The sequence below is a fragment of the Anaeromyxobacter dehalogenans 2CP-1 genome, from assembly GCF_000022145.1.
GTDB lineage: Bacteria > Myxococcota > Myxococcia > Myxococcales > Anaeromyxobacteraceae > Anaeromyxobacter > Anaeromyxobacter dehalogenans.
This window is the reverse complement of record NC_011891.1, coordinates 3,913,658-3,930,192: the sequence shown is the minus strand read 5'-3', so window position 1 is coordinate 3,930,192 and position 16,535 is coordinate 3,913,658. Positions and strand designations below refer to the sequence as shown.

Genomic DNA, 16,535 nt, shown 5'->3' with positions numbered 1-16,535 from the left:
CCCGAAGGTTGGGCACGGGGCCGCGGTCCGGGCCCGCGCTCCCGCGATGACGACCTTGCCGGCATGTCGCAGCGGGGCGGCGCCGGACGAGGAGTGGTGCTCGCGGCCGCCGCCGCGGGCGGGGCGGTGCTCGTCGGGCTGGTGTTCTTCCGGCCCGAGTGGCGCGGCGGCGCGCCCGCGCTGGTCCCGCGCTTCGACCTGGGCGCGTTCGCCCGCGAGCTCCCCGCCCAGGCCCGCTGGCTCGTCCCGTTCGCGGCGATCACCGCCGCGCTGCCGGCGCTGCGCGCGCTGGTGTGGCGGGCGGCGCTCGCGCCGGCGCGGGTCCGCTGGCCCGACGCCTACCACGCCACCGCGCTCGGGGCGCTCGTGCACAACGCCGTGCCGGGCAAGCTGGGGCCGGCGGCGGCGGCGGCGCTGCTGGCACGGTTCACCGGGCGGCCGTTCGGCGCGGCGCTGTCCTCGCAGCTCGTGGCGAAGCTGCTCGAGCTCGCGGCGGTGGTGGCGCTCGGCGCCGTGGCGGCCGCGGCGCGCGGGGGCGGGGCGGGCCGGGCCGCGCTCGCGGGCGCGGCGGCGGTGGCGGCGCTGGCCTCCGCGGCGGTGGCGCTGGCGCGACTCGGCCCGGGCGCGGCCCGCCGGCTGTCACCGCGCCACGCGCGCTGGGCCGGCCTGGTCGCGGCCGGGGCCGAGGGGATCCGCGGCCTGGCGGCGCCGGCCCGGCTGTCCCGCGCGCTCGCGCTCGGCGCGCTCCCGCCGCTGGCCGCGGCGGCGGCCTACGCGCTCCCGCTCGCCGCGTTCGGGGTCGCCGATCCGCTCGCCGGCGGCGCGGTGATCCTCGCGCTCGTCACCTTCGGCCAGCTCACCCCGGGGCTGCCGGTGGGCACCGGCGTGTACTACGCGCTCGCGGCCCTGGGCGCGCGCCGGCTCGGGGCCGATCCGGCGGACGCGGCCGCGCTCGCGGTGCTCACGCACGCCGCCACGGTGCTGACGCTGCTCGCGGTCGGCGCCGCGTCGGCGGCCGTCCGCCGCGACGCGCTGCGCGAGGTGCTGCGGCGGGCGCGGGCGGCGCGCCGGGGCGCCGGGCCGGGCGGGGACCCCGGCGGCGAACCGGCGGCCGGGCGCCGCTCACGCGCGCCTACATAGGCGCCGCGCGCCGGGGTCCGTCCGATTGGATCCGCCGGATCACGAATGTTACCCTCGGCACCGCGATGGAACTCAACGAGATCCTGCAGGTCGCGCTCCGCGCCGGCGCCTCGGACATCCACCTGAAGGCGGGCCTCCCGCCGATGTTCCGCGTCGACGGCTCGCTGGTGCCGCTGAAGGACGCCCGCCGCCTGCCGCCCGAGGAGATCGCGCGGATGGGCTTCGGGATCATGAACGAGTACCAGAAGGAGAAGTTCAAGCAGACGAACGAGGTGGACCTCGCCTACGGCGTGCCCGGCCTCGGCCGCTTCCGCGTGAACGTCTTCCAGCAGCGCGGCACGCTCGGCGTGGTGCTCCGCGTCATCCCGTTCCGCATCCAGAGCATCGAGCAGCTCATGCTGCCCAAGATCCTGGAGAAGGTCGCGGGCGAGCAGCGCGGCCTGGTGCTCGTCACCGGCACGACCGGCTCCGGCAAGTCCACCACGCTCGCGGCGATGATCGACCACATCAACGCGACCGAGACCTGCCACATCATGACCATCGAGGATCCCATCGAGTTCCTCATCCGCGACAAGCGCTCGATCGTGAACCAGCGCGAGGTCGGGGTGGACACGATGAGCTTCGGGCAGGCGCTGAAGAGCGCGCTCCGGCAGGACCCCGACGTCATCCTGGTGGGCGAGATGCGCGACCTCGAGACCATCGAGACCGCGCTCACCGCGGCCGAGACCGGCCACCTGGTGATGTCCACCCTGCACACGCTCGACGCGACCGAGACCATCAACCGCATCATCTCCGCGTTCCCGCCGTACCAGCAGAAGCAGGTCCGCCTGCAGCTCGGCTCGGTGCTGAAGGCGGTGATCTCGCAGCGCCTGGTGCCGCGCGCCGACGGGAAGGGGCGCGTGCCGGCCATCGAGGTGCTGCTCGCGACGGGGCGCGTCCGCGAGCTCATCGAGGACAAGGACCGGACGAAGGAGATCACCGACGCCATCTCGCAGGGCCACACCACCTACGGGATGCAGACGTTCGATCAGTCGCTCATGGCGCTGCTCCGCTCGAGCCTCATCAGCTACGAGGAGGCGCTCCGGCAGGCCACCAACCCGGACGACTTCGCGCTGCGCGTCTCGGGCGTGAGCGGCACCTCCGACTCGAAGTGGGACTCCTTCGAGAAGCCGGCCGAGGCGGGCCCCGCGGCCCGCGCGCCGGCGCCCGGGCAGCCCGCCGCGCCCCGCCCCGCGCCCGGCGCGCCGCTCGGGCGGCTCGCGCCCGGCGCCGCTCCCCGGCCCCCCGCCGCGCCCCGCGCCGGCGGCCAGGGCGGGCCGGACGACGACTTCCAGATCGAGCGCTTCTAGCGCCGCGCCCCGTGCCGCCCCCCGGGCAGCCACCGCTCGCGCGCGCCAAGGCGATCGCGCTCCGCCAGCTCGCGTCCCGCATGCGCACCGAGGCGCAGGTCCGCGCGCGCCTGGCGCGCGACGGCCTGGAGGCCGAGGCGGACGAGACCGTGGCCTGGCTGCGCCGGCTGGGCTACCTCGACGACGCCGCCTACGCCCGGGCCCGGGCGCGCTCGCTGGTCGCGGGCGGCAGGCTCGGGCCGCGGATGGCCGAGCGCCGGCTGGTGGGGGAGGGGATCGGTGCGGGCGAGGCGCGGGGGGCCGTGGCCGCGGCGCTGGCCGGGGAGGCGGGGGAGGATCCCCGCGCCGCCGAGCTGGTGCTGTGCCGCGCGCTGGCGGAGCGCCGGGCGCGGGGGCGGCCGCTCGCGGACCTCGACGCGGCCGGGCGCCGCCGCCTGTCGCGCTTCCTGCTCGGGCGCGGCTTCTCCGGGGCGGTGGTGGCCCGGGCCCTCGGGGTCTACGAGGACCAGGACGGCTGAACCCGGGCGGTCCCCGGAACGACTGCGCGCCGGCCGGGCCTCTGCTATCTTCCGGGCCCCATGCGCCGGAACCTCGCCCTCGCCGCCGCCCTGTCCGCCGCCGTGGCCCTCGCGGCGTGCGGCACCAAGCACACCACCTTCACCGGCGGCCTGAAGCTCGGGAAGACGCCCGAGGAGAACTACCAGGCCGGCATGGACGAGCTGAAGGCGGACAACTTCACCGAGGCGGTGAAGTTCTTCGAGTTCGTGAAGACGAAGTACCCGTTCTCGAAGTTCGCGGCGCTGTCCGAGCTGCGCCTCGCCGACGTGAAGTTCAAGCAGGACCGGTACCTGGAGGCCGCCGAGGCCTACAAGCAGTTCGTCCAGCTCCACCCCACCCACGAGGACGTGGACTACGCGGAGTACCGCTCCGGCCTCGCCTACTTCAAGGACGCGCCCGGCGACTTCGCGCTGTTCCCGCCGGCGTCGGAGAAGGACCAGCGGCAGGCGGAGAAGGCGGTGCAGGTGCTGACCGACTTCGTCCAGACCCGGACCCAGTCGAAGTACCTGGCGGACGCGAAGAAGGTGCTGGCCGAGGCCCAGACCCGGCTGGCGGCGCGCGAGTGGTACGTGGCCGAGTACTACTACAAGCGCTCGCGCTGGGCGGGCGCCGCGGGCCGGTACGAGACGCTGGTGGACAAGTACCCGGGCTCGACCCACGAGCCCGAGGCGCTCTGGAAGCTCGCCAGCGCCTGCCTGAAGATGGACGAGAAGCACCGCGCCCGGAAGGCGCTCCAGACGCTCATCGTGAAGCACCCGGGCGACGCGCGACGGGCCGAGGCCGAGAAGCTCCTTGCCTCGATCCGCTGAGCCGCCCGCGCCGCCGCCGGCGCGTCCCCCGCCGTTCTCCCCCGGCTCCCGCGCCGCCCGCCGGCGCGCCCGCGCCGCGAAGGTCGGCGCCCCCTACCTCGTCCCGCTGGCGCTCGCCGCCGTGGCGGCGCTGCTGCTGTGGCGCTACTGGGACCGGATCGCCGGCGCCGACCTCGCCATCTCCGCCGCCAGCCCGGAGACGCAGGTGCGCGAGGCGCTCCGCCACCAGGAGCGCGCGCACCTGAACGACGTCTACGGCTTCAAGTCGGGCGGCACCGCCGAGCTGGTCCCGGTCCGCTTCGCCGAGGTGGCGGTGCAGGTGGACGGCGACCGCGCCTCGGTGCTGGCCATCGTGGAGGCGGATGGCCGGGTGACCTGGCGCGACGAGCACGCCGAGGTCTCCTACGTCGGCCGCGAGGCGTTCGCGATGACCCGCTGCTCGATCGCGCTCTGGTGCGGCGACGGGCAGCAGTTCGCCGGCCTGCGGGGCGTGCTCACGGCGCTGTTCCGCCGCGAGGACGCCTGGAACGCGGCGGACGCGGCCGCGCTGGAGCGGCTGGTCGCCGAGGCCCACGCCGGCGACCCCGCGGCGCTGGGGGCGCGGCTCCGCGCCGAGCTCGCCGCCGCGGCGGGCGCGCGGGTCCGGATCTCGGCCTGGCAGATCCGGGTGGAGCGCGACCGCGCCGAGGTGGGCGAGGACTACGAGCTGGTCCGGGAGGGTCGCGCCGCGGAGCGCCGCCGCGCGCGCTACGTGCTCGCGCGCGAGGGCGAGCGCTGGCGGTTCGTGGACGGGCTGTGAGCGTCCCGCGCGGCGCGCGCGGCCGGTGAACGGCCGCTCGGGGCGCGCCGCGGTCTGGTGTAGACTCGCGCGCCGGGAGGCCCCGACCATGGAAGACACCTTGAAGCAGGCCCTCGCGCTCGGACGCGGCTACTACCTCAAGAAGGACTACGGGCTCGCCGAGCAGTACCTGACCGAGGTCGTCGAGCAGAACCAGTCGTTCGCCGACGTGTACAACATGCTCGGCGTCATCTACCACGACCAGGGGCAGTACCAGAAAGCGCTGCGCGCCTTCGAGGCGGCGCTCCGGATCAACCCCGGCTACACCGACGCGGCGCTGAACCTCGCCGTCACGTACAACGACACCGGCAAGTACCGCGAGGCGCAGGAGACGTACCGCCACGCGCTGTCGCGCTCGGGCGCGCAGCACGGCAAGCTCGATCGCTTCGTGCAGGGCAAGCTCGCGAACATGTACGCCGACATCGGCGACGTGTACCTCTCCTCCGGCCTGTACGCCGAGGCGATCGCCGAGTACCGGCGGGCGCTCGCGCTGGGGCCGGCGTTCGTGGACATCCGCGCGAAGCTGGCCGGCGCGCTGCGCGACGCCGGGGAGCGCGAGGCGGCCATCGCCGAGTACGAGGAGGCGGTCCGGCAGGCCCCGAGCTACGTGCTCGCGCGCCTCAACCTGGGCCTCTCGCTATTCACGGTGGGTCGCAAGGACGAGGCGGTGGGGCACTGGCAGCGGGTGCTGGAGATCTCTCCCGGCAACCGCAACGCCGAGATGTACCTCCAGCTCGCGGCCGGGCAATCGTAACGGGGCTGCGCCCCGCCCCACGGAGCGGAGCTCCGCGCGGCCCCACCTTGCTGCGCGGGTCCCGTGACCTCGCGCGCCCGCTGACGCGGGTGCGCGCGAGGTCCCCGCGGGCGCAGCTGCGCCGCGCGAACGGGCCTTCGCTCGGCGGCGTTGCCGCGGGCCGCCGGGGACGATATGTCCCAAACCATGAGCGAGGCGGACAAGACGGTGCGGCTGACCAGCCTGAGCCACGGGGCGGGTTGAGCCTGCAAGATCCGCCCAGCGGATCTGGCGCAGGTCCTGCGCCGCCTCCCGGCCGTCGACGATCCCAGGGTGCTGGTCGGCCACTCGACCCGCGACGACGCGGCCGTGTACGCGCTCGACGCCGAGCGCGCGGTGGTCGAGACGGTGGACTTCTTCACGCCGGTGGTGGACGACCCGTACTGGTTCGGCCGCATCGGCGCGGCGAACGCGTTCTCCGACATATGGGCCATGGGCGCGCGGCCGCTGTTCGCGCTGAACCTGGTCGCCTGGCCGGTGAAGACCCTGCCCATGGAGATGCTGGGCGAGGTGCTGCGCGGCGGCGCCGAGACCGCCCGGCTCGCGGGCGCGCCGGTGGTCGGTGGCCACAGCATCGACGACCCCGAGCCCAAGTACGGCATGGCCGTGACCGGCCTCGTCCACCCGGACCGCGTCCTCCGCAACGTGGGCGCCCGGCCGGGAGACCGCCTGCTCCTCACCAAGCCGCTCGGCTCCGGCATCATCACCACCGCCATCAAGCGCGGCATCGCGCCGGCCCCGATGATCGACGCGGCCGTCGAGGTCATGTCCGCGCTGAACCGCGCCGCCGGCGAGGTGCTGGCGGAGAGCGGCGCCGTGCGCGCGCTCACCGACGTCACCGGTTTCGGCCTGCTCGGCCACGCCTGGGAGATGGCGGAGGGCTCGGGCGTCGCGCTCCGGCTCCACGCGGGCGCGGTGCCGGTCCTCCCGGGCGTGCTCGACCTCGCCGCGAAGGACGTGCTGCCGGGCGGCTCGAAGGCGAACCTGGCCTGGGTGGAGCCCGCGCTGCGGGTGGCGCCCGGGGTGGCGGAGGCGCTCCCGGCGGTGCTCGCCGACGCGCAGACCAACGGCGGGCTGCTCGCGGCGGTGGACGCCGCCCGGGCCGGCGCGGTGCTCGAGGCGCTCCGGGCGGCCGGCGTAGCGGCGGTGGAGGTGGGAGAGGTGCTCCCCGGCGACCCGCCGCGGATCGAGCTCGTCCCCTAGCCTCTGCTACAATCCGCGGCCGTGCTCGCGCACCTCGCCGCCGCGCTGATCGCGCTCTCCGCCACCCGGGGGCCGAGCTTCGTCGCCGTGATCGATCCCGGCCACGGCGGCGAGCAGGAGGGGGCGGTCTCGCCGCGCGGCGACCGCGAGAAGGAGCTGACGCTCCAGATCGCCCGGCGCGTGGCGGCCCGGCTGAAGCGCCTCGGCGCGAAGGCCGTGCTCACCCGCGCCGCCGACGCCTCGGTGCCGCTCGCCGCGCGCGCCGCGCTCGCGAACGCGATCCGCGCCGACCTGTTCGTCTCCATCCACCTGAACTCGATGCCCACCGCCGAGGCGCGCCGCGCCTCCCACGGCATCGAGACGTACTTCCTGTCGGCCGACGCGAGCGACGCCTCCGCCACGGCGGTGGCGGCCCGCGAGAACGCCGACCGGCTGGCCGGCGAGCCCGAGCTGGACCCGTCGGATCCGGTCGCCGCCATCCTGAGCGACCTCGAGGACACCGCGGCGCTGCAGCAGTCGTCCCGCCTCGCGTACGCGGTGCAGGAGCGGCTGGTCCAGGCGCTCGGGGCGGAGGACCGCGGCGTGAAGCAGGCCCCGTTCTACGTGCTCGCCGGGGCGCGCATGCCGGCGGTGCTGCTGGAGGTCGGGTTCATCTCGCACCCGGCCGAGGGCGACCGGCTGCGCAGCGCGGCCTACCAGGAGCAGGTGGCGGGCGCCATCGTCGAGGGGATCGCCGCCTACCGCGCCCAGACGGTCCGGGCGAGCCGCTAGCCCCCGCCGTCCGGGACGCCCCGTGGGCGTGGCGCGCCCGGCGCGCCCGTGCTAATCCCGCCGCCATGCGAAAGAACGGCCGCGGCGAGCTCGACCTCCGCCCCATCCTCCTCGAGCCCCGCGTCTCCAAGCACGCGGAGGGCTCCTGCCTGGTTCGCTTCGGCGACACCCACGTGCTGTGCACCGCCTCGGTGGACGAGAAGGTCCCGCCGCACGTGTACGGCACCGGCGCGGGCTGGGTCACCGCCGAGTACGGCATGCTGCCGCGCTCCACGCACGAGCGCATGCAGCGCGAGGCGGCCCGCGGGAAGCAGACCGGGCGCACCCTCGAGATCCAGCGGCTGGTCGGGCGGGCGCTGCGCGCCGCGGTGGATCTGCGCGCCATCGGGCCGCGCACCGTGACGCTCGACTGCGACGTGATCCAGGCCGACGGCGGCACCCGCACCGCCGCCATCACCGGCGCCTACGTGGCGCTCGTCCAGGCGGTGCGCGGGATCCAGAAGCGCCGGCAGCTCGCGCAGGACCCGGTGAAGCGCAGCGTGGCGGCGGTGTCGGTGGGGATCGTCGCGGGGCAGGTGCACCTCGACCTCGACTACGACGAGGACTCCACCGCCGAGGTGGACATGAACGTGGTCGCGACCGGCGACGGCGCGCTGGTCGAGGTCCAGGGCACCGCCGAGGGCAAGCCGTTCCCGCGCGCCGAGCTGGATCGGATGCTCGACGCCGCGCTGGCCGGCCTGTCGCGCCTGAAGGAGCTCCAGGAGGCGGCGCTTCGCACGCCGTGAGCCCCGTGGATCTGCTGTTCGGCACCACGAACCCCGGGAAGCTGCGCGAGCTGCGCCGGCTGGTGGCGGGCCTGGCGGTGCGGGTGGTCTCGCCCGACGACCTGGGCCGGCCGCTGCCCGAGGTGGTGGAGGACGGGGCGACGTTCCAGGCGAACGCCGAGAAGAAGGCGATCGCCTGGGCGCGCTGGTCGGGGCTGCACGCGCTCGCCGACGACTCCGGCCTGTGCGTGGACGCGCTGGGCGGGGCGCCCGGGGTGCGCTCCGCCCGCTGGTCCGATCTCGAGCCGGACGGGCCGGCCAGCCCGGTGTGCGAGCTGGCGGGCGTGGCCGAGCTGGAGCTGGGGCCGGTGGCGGGGCGGGCCGCCCGCGACGAGCGGAACAACGACAAGCTGCTGGCAGCGCTGTCCGGGCTCCCCGACCCGCGCCGTGCCGCGCGCTACGAGGCGGTGCTGGCGCTCGCCCGGCCGGACGGGACGCTGGTCGGAACCGTCACCGGGACGTGCTCCGGGCGCATCGGCCGCGCGCGCCGGGGGGACGGCGGCTTCGGGTACGACCCGCTGTTCATCCCGACCGCGGAGCTCCAGGCCGGGGAGGGGACCCGCGGGCGGACCATGGCCGAGCTCACGCCGGAGGAGAAGGACGCCCTCTCCCACCGAGGTGAGGCTTTCCGCAGGCTGCGCCCGTTGCTCGCCACGCTCGCCGCTCGCGGCGCTTGACGGGACGGCGGCGGGTCGGCTAGAGACGGGCGTTCTCGGATCGGCTCAGGGGCGCTCGGCGCCACCGCAGGTGTTCCGGGGCGTAGCGCAGCCTGGTAGCGCGCCTGCCTTGGGCGCAGGAGGTCGCCGGTCCGAATCCGGCCGCCCCGACTCTTTGACAGCAATGGTGATGGCCGGGTGCGGCTCCCTCATGCGCCCGTAGCTCAGTTGGCCGGGGGCCCGGGGGCCAATACTGGCCCCCGTAGATCCTCCGGGTCGCGGGCAAGGTCGCGTTTCGAAGTTTCGCGCCCGTAGCTCAGTTGGATAGAGCGTCGGCCTTCGAAGCCGCAGGTCGGGGGTTCGATTCCCTCCGGGCGCGCTGAGATGATGATTTACGGTGAGTATAGCTCAATCGGTAGAGCACTGGACTGTGGATCCGGGGGTTAAGGGTTCGAGCCCCTTTACTCACCCACTTTTTCGCCCGACGCCCACGACCCGCGGGCAGAGTAACCTTCGACGTACGCGCCCGTAGCTCAGTTGGCCGGGGGCCCGGGGGCCGTCACTGGCCCCCGTAGATCCTCCCGATCGCGGGCGAGGTAACCTTCGACGTACGCGCCCGTAGCTCAGTTGGATAGAGCAGCGGCCTTCTAAGCCGCGGGTCGGGGGTTCGAATCCCTCCGGGCGCGCTGCATCGTTCGGCGCGCAGGCGCGGCCGGAGGAGGCCGCGCCGGAGCGCGGCGGGGGTCCGGGGGCGCAGCGTCGCGGTACGACCCGTCGTCGGCCACGTTCGTGCGAAGCCCCCGGGTCCGAATGCCCGGGGGTTCGAATCCCTCCGGGCGTGCTGAAAAGGCGGCGCGATGATCGCGCCGGAGGTCGTTGACAGCCCACCGGGACGCTGCTAATACGGCGCCCCTCGGCCATCCCGAGATGCATCGGGCGCGTAGCTCAACTGGCAGAGCAATGGACTCTTAATCCATAGGTTGAAGGTTCGATTCCTTCCGCGCTCACTCGAAACCCCTGGCGACCCCAGGGGTTTTCGTCTATCCGGGGCATGCCTCGCAGCGGCCCTCGCGCCGCCGGGCCCCGGGCCCCGCCGACGTGGATCCGGGCAGGGGGCCGACGTAGTATCCGGCGCGCTGCGGCAGGGCGGCGCGCCCGCCCCTCACCCTCGCAGCAGGATTCGCACGTGGACACCGACAAGCGTCACCCCATGGAGCTCGCCGTCTACGCCTTCGTCGCCGTGGGCCTGCTGGTCGGCCTGGCGGCGGCGATCGTGGACGTGCACTGGTTCGAGCAGGTCTACGCCGTGGAGGACGGCCCCATCGAGTGGGCCACCGCCATCGCGCTGCTGGTCGGCGCCGGCGTCGCCGCGGTCACCGCGCGCCGTCCGGGCGCGGGCAAGCCGGGCCTCCACCGCCTCACCTGGATCGGCCTCACGCTGCTCTGCTTCTTCGCGGCGGGCGAGGAGATCAGCTGGGGCCAGCGCCTCCTCGGCATCCAGAGCCCCGAGTTCTTCCAGAGCCACAACGCGCAGCACGAGACGAACCTCCACAACCTCGTGGTCGGCAGCGTGAAGGTGAACAAGCTGGTCTTCTCCCAGCTCTTCACGGTCGCCGCCGCGCTGTTCCTGCTGGTGCTCCCCTGGGCGTACCGCCGCCGGGCGGCGTTCGCGCGGCTGGTGGACGCGTGGGCCGTGCCCGTGCCCCGCGTCCGGCAGGTGATCGCGGTGGTGGCGACGTTCGCGTTCATCGCGCTGGTGCCGTCGCGCGAGCGGGACGAGCTGCTCGAGTTCGGCGCCACCTGGCTGTTCGCGATGATCCTGCTCTTCCCCCTCAACGCCGCCGCCATCCGCGGCCCGGCCGCCCGCCCCGGCGAGGCCGCCGCGCCCGCGGGGGAGCCGGGCGCGCGCGCCTCGGCCGATCGCCGGTAGCCCGCCCCGTCCCCGGAAGCCGAGGCCCATGGATCCCACGCTCACCGTCATCGTCCCGGTCTTCGACGAGGAGGACAACCTCGAGCGCGTCGGTCGCGAGCTGACCGCGTACCTCGACCGCACCTCCACGCCGGCGCAGATCCTGTTCGTGAACGACGGCTCGCGCGACCGCAGCGGCCAGATGATCGAGGCGCTCTGCGCCGCGGACCCGCGCTTCCACTTCGTCCACCTGGCGCGCAACTCCGGCCTGAGCGCCGCGCTCAAGGCCGGCTTCGATCACGTGGAGACGCGCTGGGCCGGCTACATCGACTCCGACCTGCAGACCTCGCCCGACGACTTCGACCTGCTCATGCCGTTCGCGGCCGAGTACGAGCTCGTCACCGGGGTCCGGGTGAAGCGCAAGGACACGCTGGTGAAGAAGCTGTCCTCGCGGATCGCCAACGCCATCCGGCGCTCGTTCACCCACGACGGCGCCAGCGACACCGGCTGCCCGCTCAAGGTGATCCGCGCCGACGTGGCCCGCCGCATCCCGTTCTTCAAGGGGATGCACCGCTTCCTCCCGGCGCTGGTGCAGCTCGACGGCGGCAAGGTGAAGGAGGTGCCGGTGCGCCACTTCCCGCGCGTCGCCGGCGAGTCGAAGTACCACCTCTGGAACCGGCTGCTCGGCCCCACCGCCGACCTGTTCGCCTACCGCTGGATGCGGAGCCGCTACATCCGCTACGAGATCGCGAAAAAGGGATGACCGCGAGCCACCTCTGGATCTTCGCCGTCGGGTTCACCGCCCAGATCCTGTTCGCCGCCAGGATGCTGGTGCAGTGGTTCCACTCCGAGAAGGCCGGCAAGCCCATCTCCCCGGTGGTCTTCTGGCAGCTCAGCCTGCTCGGCGGGATCCTGTTCTTCGTCTACGGGATCCTGCGCAAGGACTTCGCCATCGTCCTCGGGCAGCTCATCGTCTACTTCATCTACATCCGGAACCTGCACCTGCAGCAGCGGTGGATGACCGTGAGCGCGCCGTTCCGGTGGGCCGCCTACCTGGTCCCGGTGCTGAGCGTCGCGTACCTCGTCTCCAGCGCGCCCGGCAACCTGCGCGACATCCTCGGCAACGTGGAGATCCCGCTCTGGCTCAAGGTGTGGGGCTCGGTGGGCCAGGTGGTGTTCACGTTCCGCTTCGTGATGCAGTGGATCGACTCCGAGTCGCGCAAGGAGTCGGTGTTCTCGAACGGCTTCTGGGTGGTGAGCCTGGTCGGCTCCACGATGATCCTGGTGTATTCCGTGTTCCGCCGCGATCCGGTGCTGTTCTTCGGGCAGGCCGGCGGCGCGGTGGCCTACTCCCGCAACCTGGTGCTGGGCCTGCGCGCCCGGCGCCACCCCGCCGCATGAGCGCCGCGCCCGGTCGCGCCGGCCCGCCCGGCCTGGGCGGGAGGGTCCAGCTCCTGCTGCTCGCCGCGCTCTGCGCCTGCACGTTCGTGGTGAACGCGGGCGCGCTCACCGCGAACATCATGGAGTCGCGCAACCTCACCGCCGCGCGCGAGATGCTCGAGAAGGGCAACTGGCTGCTGCCCACCATGAACGGGGAGCCGCGGCTGGAGAAGCCACCGCTGCCGACCTGGGCCACCGCCGTCGCCATGGACGCGTTCGGCGAGGAGGACCTCGGGCGGCTGCGCCTGCCCGCCGCGCTGGCCGGCGCGCTGCTGGTCGCGTTCGCGTGGCTGCTGGCGCGCGAGCTCACCGGCGACCGGCTCGCTCCGTTCCTCGCCGCCGGCACCGCCGCCACCTCGTTCTACGTGTTCTTCATGGCCCGGGACATCACCTGGGACATCTTCTGCCACGCGTTCATGCTGGGCGCGATCTGGCAGCTGCACCGCGGCCTGGCGCGCCCCGCCGGCCGGCTCGCGAGCTTCGCCGCCGCCGGCCTGCTCATGGGCCTCTCCTTCCTCTCGAAGGGCCCGGTCTCCTTCTTCTCGCTCCTGCTCCCGTACCTGGTGGCGCGGACGCTCTCGTCCGGCGTGGCGCCGTACCGCGCCGCCTGGCGCCCGCTGCTCCTCACGATCGTCGTCGCGCTCGCCGCGAGCGCGGCGTGGCCGGCCTACGCCTGGCTGGCCCGGCCCGAGGCCTCCGCGCACGTCGCGCAGAAGGAGTCCACCGCCTGGATCAACCGGAACGTGCGGCCGTTCTGGCAATACTGGAGCTTCACCGCACAGTCGGGCGTGTGGGCGGTGCTCGCCACCGCCGCGCTGGTGTTCCCGTACGCGCGCCGCCGCGTGGCGCGGCTCGCCGACTACCGGCTGCTCGCCGCCTGGATCTGGGCCGGCGTGGGGCTCCTGTCGCTCTTCCCGGAGAAGAAGGAGCGCTACCTGCTCCCGGTGCTGGTGCCCATGGCGCTCCTCACCGCGGTCTACGTGCGCGCGCTGGCCGACGCGTTCCGGGCCGGCGCCGAGACCCGCGCCGATCGCGCCCTCGTCCGGGCGAACGCCTGGCTCATGGCGGCGATCGCCGCCGCGGTCCCGCCTGCGCTGTGGCTCGCGCTCCGCGCCCGCGGCGCCAGCCCCGGGTGGCCGCTGCTCGCGGCGGCGGCGGCGGTGTTCTGGGCGCTGGCGGCGCTGCTCGCGCACGCCGGGCTCCGCCTCCGGCCGCTGGCGATGTGGGGCGGGATGGTGGGGATGGTGGCCGCGGCCTGCGTGCTGGTGCTCGGCCAGGTGCCGGCCATCATCACGCGCAACCCCGGCTACCGGCCCTACGGCGAGCTCCGCCACCGGGCCGACCTCGCCGGCGTGCCGTTCTTCCGCGCCGGCGACGTGACCGGCAAGTTCATCGAGGTGATCTGGGCGAGCGGGCGCGAGATCCACGCCTGGGATCCGCGCGAGCGGCCCGAGCCGCCCGTGGCGCCGCCGCTGCTGCTCATGACCTCGGAGCCGCCGGACCGGGTGCTCGCGCCGGAGCTGGCGCGGCGCTTCCGGGTCGAGGACCTGGGCGTGTACGACGGCGCGGTGGACGCCCGCTGGGGCGGCGGCGCGCTCCGGAACCACGTGGTGGTGCTCCGGCCGAGGGAGGCCGGGGGGCGCTAGTCCTTCTTGCCGCCCTGGATGACGCCGAAGCGGGGCCGCTTGCGCTCGGGTGGCTTGAGGATCCCCGCCAGCACCGAGGGCCACGGGAACGCGCAGTCGAAGCGGCGCCCGCGGAACGTCAGGTTGCAGCGGATCCCCCATTCGTCGAGGAGCACCTCCGGCGTGTCCCGGCCGACGACCAGGTTCACGCGGACCAGCTCCTCCTCGTGGAGGTACTCGGGGATCTCCACCGCCGGCGCGGCCGGCGCCACGATCACGCACTCGATGGCCGAGGCGTTGCGGCAGGCCTCGAGCATCTCGCCGTAGCGCCGCTGCGGCGCGAACAACTCGAGCGCGCCCTGCGCCCAGCCCGGGCAGGCGGGCAGGCAGGGGTCGTCGGGGGCGTGGTCGTGGTGCGACTCCACGCGTTTCTGTGTACTACAGGACGCGGCTCCCCGTCCTCGCGAGCATGGTAAAGAGGCGCCCGGGGGCGGGTGGCGGAACTGGCAGACGCGCTGGACTTAGGATCCAGTGCCGCAAGGCATGAGGGTTCGAGCCCCTCCCCGCCCACTTCACCCTTGACCCGCCACCGGCGGGCACGTAGCACTAGCCGATTTCCCCGCCCACACACCCGCAAAGGTCGAACAGGACATGAAGATCCAGGTCGAAACGGTCTCCCCCGTCGAGCGGAAGGTCACCATCGAGGTGGACCCCGATCGCGTCGCCAAGGAGCTCGATCGCGCGTACGCCAGCCTGTCGCGGCGGGTGAAGCTGCGCGGCTTCCGGCCCGGCAAGGCGCCGCGCAAGGTCCTGGAGCGCCAGTTCAAGACCGAGGTGGAGGGGGAGGTCGCCGAGCGGATCGTCACCGAGACGTTCACCGAGGCGGTCCGGGTCGAGTCGCTGCCGGTGGTGGCGCCGCCCAGCGTCTCCATCACCGACGGTGTGGCCGAGGGGAAGCCCATGCGCTACTCGGCGCGCGTCGAGGTGAAGCCGAAGCTCGAGCCCAAGGACTACAAGGGCCTCGAGGTGACGCGGAAGCCGCCCGAGGTCACCGACGAGGCGGTCTCCGGCGAGCTGACGAAGATCCAGGACTCGATGGCCCAGCTCGTGCCCGTCGAGGGGCGCTTCGAGGCCCAGGAGGGCGACTGGGCGGTGATCGATCACGAGGGCACCATCGACGGGAAGCCGTTCGATGGCAGCACGGCCGAGGGAGTGACCGTCAAGGTGGCGCCGGGTCCGATCACCGAAGGCAACGTCGAGGCCCTCAAGGGCAAGAAGATCGGCGACGTGGTCGAGCTCGACGAGCCGTTCCCGGCCGACCACCGCGACGAGGCGCTGCGCGGCAAGACGGCGCACATGAAGGTCACGCTGAAGGCGCTGAAGGCCCGCCAGGCGCCGTCGCTCGACGACGCGCTCGCCAAGGACCTGGGCATCGAGGGCGTCGAGACCCTGGACGCGCTGCGCGCCCGGATCCGGTCCGACCTGGAGAAGCGCGAGAAGCGGCGCGCCGAGTCGGAGCTGAAGGACGCGCTGGTGAAGGCGGCGCTGGCCCGGAACGAGTTCGAGGTGCCGCCGGCGCTGGTGGAGCGCGCCATCGACACCATGCTCGAGGGCGCGGCCGAGCGGTTCGCCCGCCAGGGGATCGACATCCGCCAGCTCCAGCTCGACGTGTCGCGCATGCGCGCCGATCTGCGCGAGCAGGCGCTCCTCCAGGTGCGCGGCGCCCTGCTGCTCGAGGCCATCGCGGACGCCGAGAAGATCGAGGTCACCGAGGAGGACCTGGAGGCCGAGGCGGCCCGCATCGCGGACGAGCTGGGGATGCCCCTGGCGAAGGTCCAGCAGCAGACGCGCGGCAAGGACGCGCGCGAGGCGCTAAAGAACAGGATCAGGGAGGAGAAGGCGCTCTCGCTGCTCTCCTCCGCTGCAACCATCCAGCAGTAGCGAACGCCGGAGACCCGCGATGCCCTACATCCCCATGCCGTACGTGGTCGAGCAGACCCACCGCGGCGAGCGCAGCTACGACATCTACTCGCGGCTCCTGAAGGACCGGATCATCTTCCTGGGGACGCCGGTCGACGACGACGTCGCGAACGTCATCATCGCCCAGCTCCTCTTCCTCGAGTCGGAGGACCCGGACAAGGACATCAACCTCTACATCAACAGCCCGGGCGGCTCCGTGACCTCGGGCCTCGCCATCTACGACACCATGCAGTACGTGAAGCCCCAGGTGTCCACCATCTGCCTCGGGCAGGCCGCCAGCATGGGCGCGTTCCTGCTCGCGGGCGGCGCGGCCGGCAAGCGCTTCGCGGTGCCGAACGCGCGCATCATGATCCACCAGCTCTCCGGCGGCTTCCAGGGGCAGGCCACCGACATCGAGATCCAGGCCAAGGAGGCGCTCCGTCTCAAGGCCAAGCTGAACGAGATCATGGCCCGGCACACCCGCCAGCCGATCGAGCGGATCGAGCGGGACACCGAGCGGGACTACTTCATGAGCGCCGGAGAGGCGAAGGAATACGGGCTGATCGACGACGTCTTCCTGCACAAGAAGGCGGCGGACAAGAAGCCACAGTAAGATGAGGGAAGAGGCGAGGCGCCGGAGGGCATCCTCACCAGGGGAAGC

General features: G+C 73.6%; 17 protein-coding genes and 6 tRNA genes. 22 read left to right on the top strand and 1 reads right to left on the bottom strand.

All coding sequences use genetic code 11. The features are described 5' to 3' along the window. Positions 1-63 precede the first annotated feature (63 nt). The 19 genes from A2CP1_RS17725 to A2CP1_RS17635 all read left to right on the top strand — a co-directional run bounded on the left by A2CP1_RS17725 (position 64) and on the right by A2CP1_RS17635 (position 13,936). Positions 64-1,140, top strand: a complete 1,077-nt coding sequence (locus A2CP1_RS17725; protein WP_015934637.1) for a lysylphosphatidylglycerol synthase domain-containing protein — start codon at positions 64-66, stop codon at positions 1,138-1,140. Positions 1,141-1,205: 65 nt separating this feature from the next. Beyond that, the gene (locus A2CP1_RS17720) at positions 1,206-2,489 is read left to right on the top strand and encodes a type IV pilus twitching motility protein PilT (RefSeq protein WP_015934636.1); all 1,284 of its coding nucleotides are present in this window, start codon (positions 1,206-1,208) and stop codon (positions 2,487-2,489) included. Between the two features lie 11 nt (positions 2,490-2,500). After that, positions 2,501-3,007: a regulatory protein RecX gene (locus A2CP1_RS17715; protein ID WP_015934635.1), complete on the top strand. Its 507-nt coding sequence runs from the start codon at positions 2,501-2,503 to the stop codon at positions 3,005-3,007. Positions 3,008-3,067: 60 nt separating this feature from the next. After that, a complete protein-coding gene (locus A2CP1_RS17710) occupies positions 3,068-3,856 on the top strand; it encodes an outer membrane protein assembly factor BamD (protein ID WP_015934634.1) in 789 nt (262 codons plus the stop codon). Further along, positions 3,840-4,655 (top strand): hypothetical protein, encoded by an 816-nt coding sequence (locus tag A2CP1_RS17705; protein WP_015934633.1) that lies wholly within the window; start codon positions 3,840-3,842, stop codon positions 4,653-4,655. Before A2CP1_RS17710 ends, A2CP1_RS17705 begins: the two co-directional genes overlap by 17 nt. A gap of 88 nt (positions 4,656-4,743) precedes the next feature. Next, the gene (locus A2CP1_RS17700) at positions 4,744-5,448 is read left to right on the top strand and encodes a tetratricopeptide repeat protein (protein ID WP_015934632.1); all 705 of its coding nucleotides are present in this window, start codon (positions 4,744-4,746) and stop codon (positions 5,446-5,448) included. A gap of 186 nt (positions 5,449-5,634) precedes the next feature. Continuing rightward, the gene (gene selD, locus A2CP1_RS17695; RefSeq protein ID WP_081444553.1) at positions 5,635-6,690 is read left to right on the top strand and encodes a selenide, water dikinase SelD; all 1,056 of its coding nucleotides are present in this window, start codon (positions 5,635-5,637) and stop codon (positions 6,688-6,690) included. Positions 6,691-6,711: 21 nt separating this feature from the next. Beyond that, positions 6,712-7,461, top strand: a complete 750-nt coding sequence (locus A2CP1_RS17690; protein ID WP_012527430.1) for an N-acetylmuramoyl-L-alanine amidase family protein — start codon at positions 6,712-6,714, stop codon at positions 7,459-7,461. A gap of 65 nt (positions 7,462-7,526) precedes the next feature. Then, positions 7,527-8,246, top strand: a complete 720-nt coding sequence (gene rph, locus A2CP1_RS17685) for a ribonuclease PH (RefSeq protein WP_012527429.1) — start codon at positions 7,527-7,529, stop codon at positions 8,244-8,246. Then, positions 8,243-8,962: a non-canonical purine NTP pyrophosphatase gene (locus tag A2CP1_RS17680; protein WP_015934630.1), complete on the top strand. Its 720-nt coding sequence runs from the start codon at positions 8,243-8,245 to the stop codon at positions 8,960-8,962. The genes rph and A2CP1_RS17680 overlap by 4 nt, the downstream gene beginning before the upstream one ends. A gap of 76 nt (positions 8,963-9,038) precedes the next feature. Next, a tRNA-Pro gene (locus tag A2CP1_RS17675) sits at positions 9,039-9,112 on the top strand. A 134-nt stretch (positions 9,113-9,246) separates the two neighbouring features. Next, positions 9,247-9,320, top strand: a tRNA-Arg gene (locus A2CP1_RS17670). A gap of 18 nt (positions 9,321-9,338) precedes the next feature. Further along, a tRNA-His gene (locus tag A2CP1_RS17665) sits at positions 9,339-9,411 on the top strand. Between the two features lie 142 nt (positions 9,412-9,553). Beyond that, a tRNA-Arg gene (locus tag A2CP1_RS17660) sits at positions 9,554-9,627 on the top strand. Between the two features lie 248 nt (positions 9,628-9,875). Beyond that, a tRNA-Lys gene (locus A2CP1_RS17655) sits at positions 9,876-9,948 on the top strand. Between the two features lie 179 nt (positions 9,949-10,127). Further along, positions 10,128-10,871, top strand: a complete 744-nt coding sequence (locus A2CP1_RS17650) for a hypothetical protein (protein ID WP_015934629.1) — start codon at positions 10,128-10,130, stop codon at positions 10,869-10,871. Between the two features lie 28 nt (positions 10,872-10,899). Continuing rightward, the gene (locus A2CP1_RS17645) at positions 10,900-11,613 is read left to right on the top strand and encodes a glycosyltransferase family 2 protein (protein WP_015934628.1); all 714 of its coding nucleotides are present in this window, start codon (positions 10,900-10,902) and stop codon (positions 11,611-11,613) included. Next, a complete protein-coding gene (locus A2CP1_RS17640; RefSeq protein WP_015934627.1) occupies positions 11,610-12,251 on the top strand; it encodes a lipid-A-disaccharide synthase N-terminal domain-containing protein in 642 nt (213 codons plus the stop codon). The genes A2CP1_RS17645 and A2CP1_RS17640 overlap by 4 nt, the downstream gene beginning before the upstream one ends. After that, entirely contained in the window at positions 12,248-13,936 is a 1,689-nt protein-coding gene (locus A2CP1_RS17635; protein WP_015934626.1) for an ArnT family glycosyltransferase, read from the top strand. Before A2CP1_RS17640 ends, A2CP1_RS17635 begins: the two co-directional genes overlap by 4 nt. Here A2CP1_RS17635 and A2CP1_RS17630 read toward each other — a convergent pair. After that, a complete protein-coding gene (locus tag A2CP1_RS17630) occupies positions 13,933-14,340 on the bottom strand; it encodes a hypothetical protein (RefSeq protein ID WP_015934625.1) in 408 nt (135 codons plus the stop codon). The genes A2CP1_RS17635 and A2CP1_RS17630 overlap by 4 nt on opposite strands. A 63-nt stretch (positions 14,341-14,403) precedes the next feature. On the opposite strand from A2CP1_RS17630, the gene A2CP1_RS17625 reads away from it, so the two are divergent. The 3 genes from A2CP1_RS17625 (at position 14,404) to clpP (ending at position 16,487) form a co-directional block, all read left to right on the top strand. Next, positions 14,404-14,485: transfer RNA gene (locus A2CP1_RS17625), tRNA-Leu, on the top strand. An 81-nt stretch (positions 14,486-14,566) separates the two neighbouring features. Continuing rightward, a complete protein-coding gene (gene tig, locus A2CP1_RS17620) occupies positions 14,567-15,856 on the top strand; it encodes a trigger factor (protein ID WP_015934624.1) in 1,290 nt (429 codons plus the stop codon). 19 nt (positions 15,857-15,875) lie between these two features. Further along, a complete protein-coding gene (clpP, locus tag A2CP1_RS17615) occupies positions 15,876-16,487 on the top strand; it encodes an ATP-dependent Clp endopeptidase proteolytic subunit ClpP (protein WP_011422402.1) in 612 nt (203 codons plus the stop codon). The last annotated feature ends 48 nt before the right edge of the window (positions 16,488-16,535 follow it).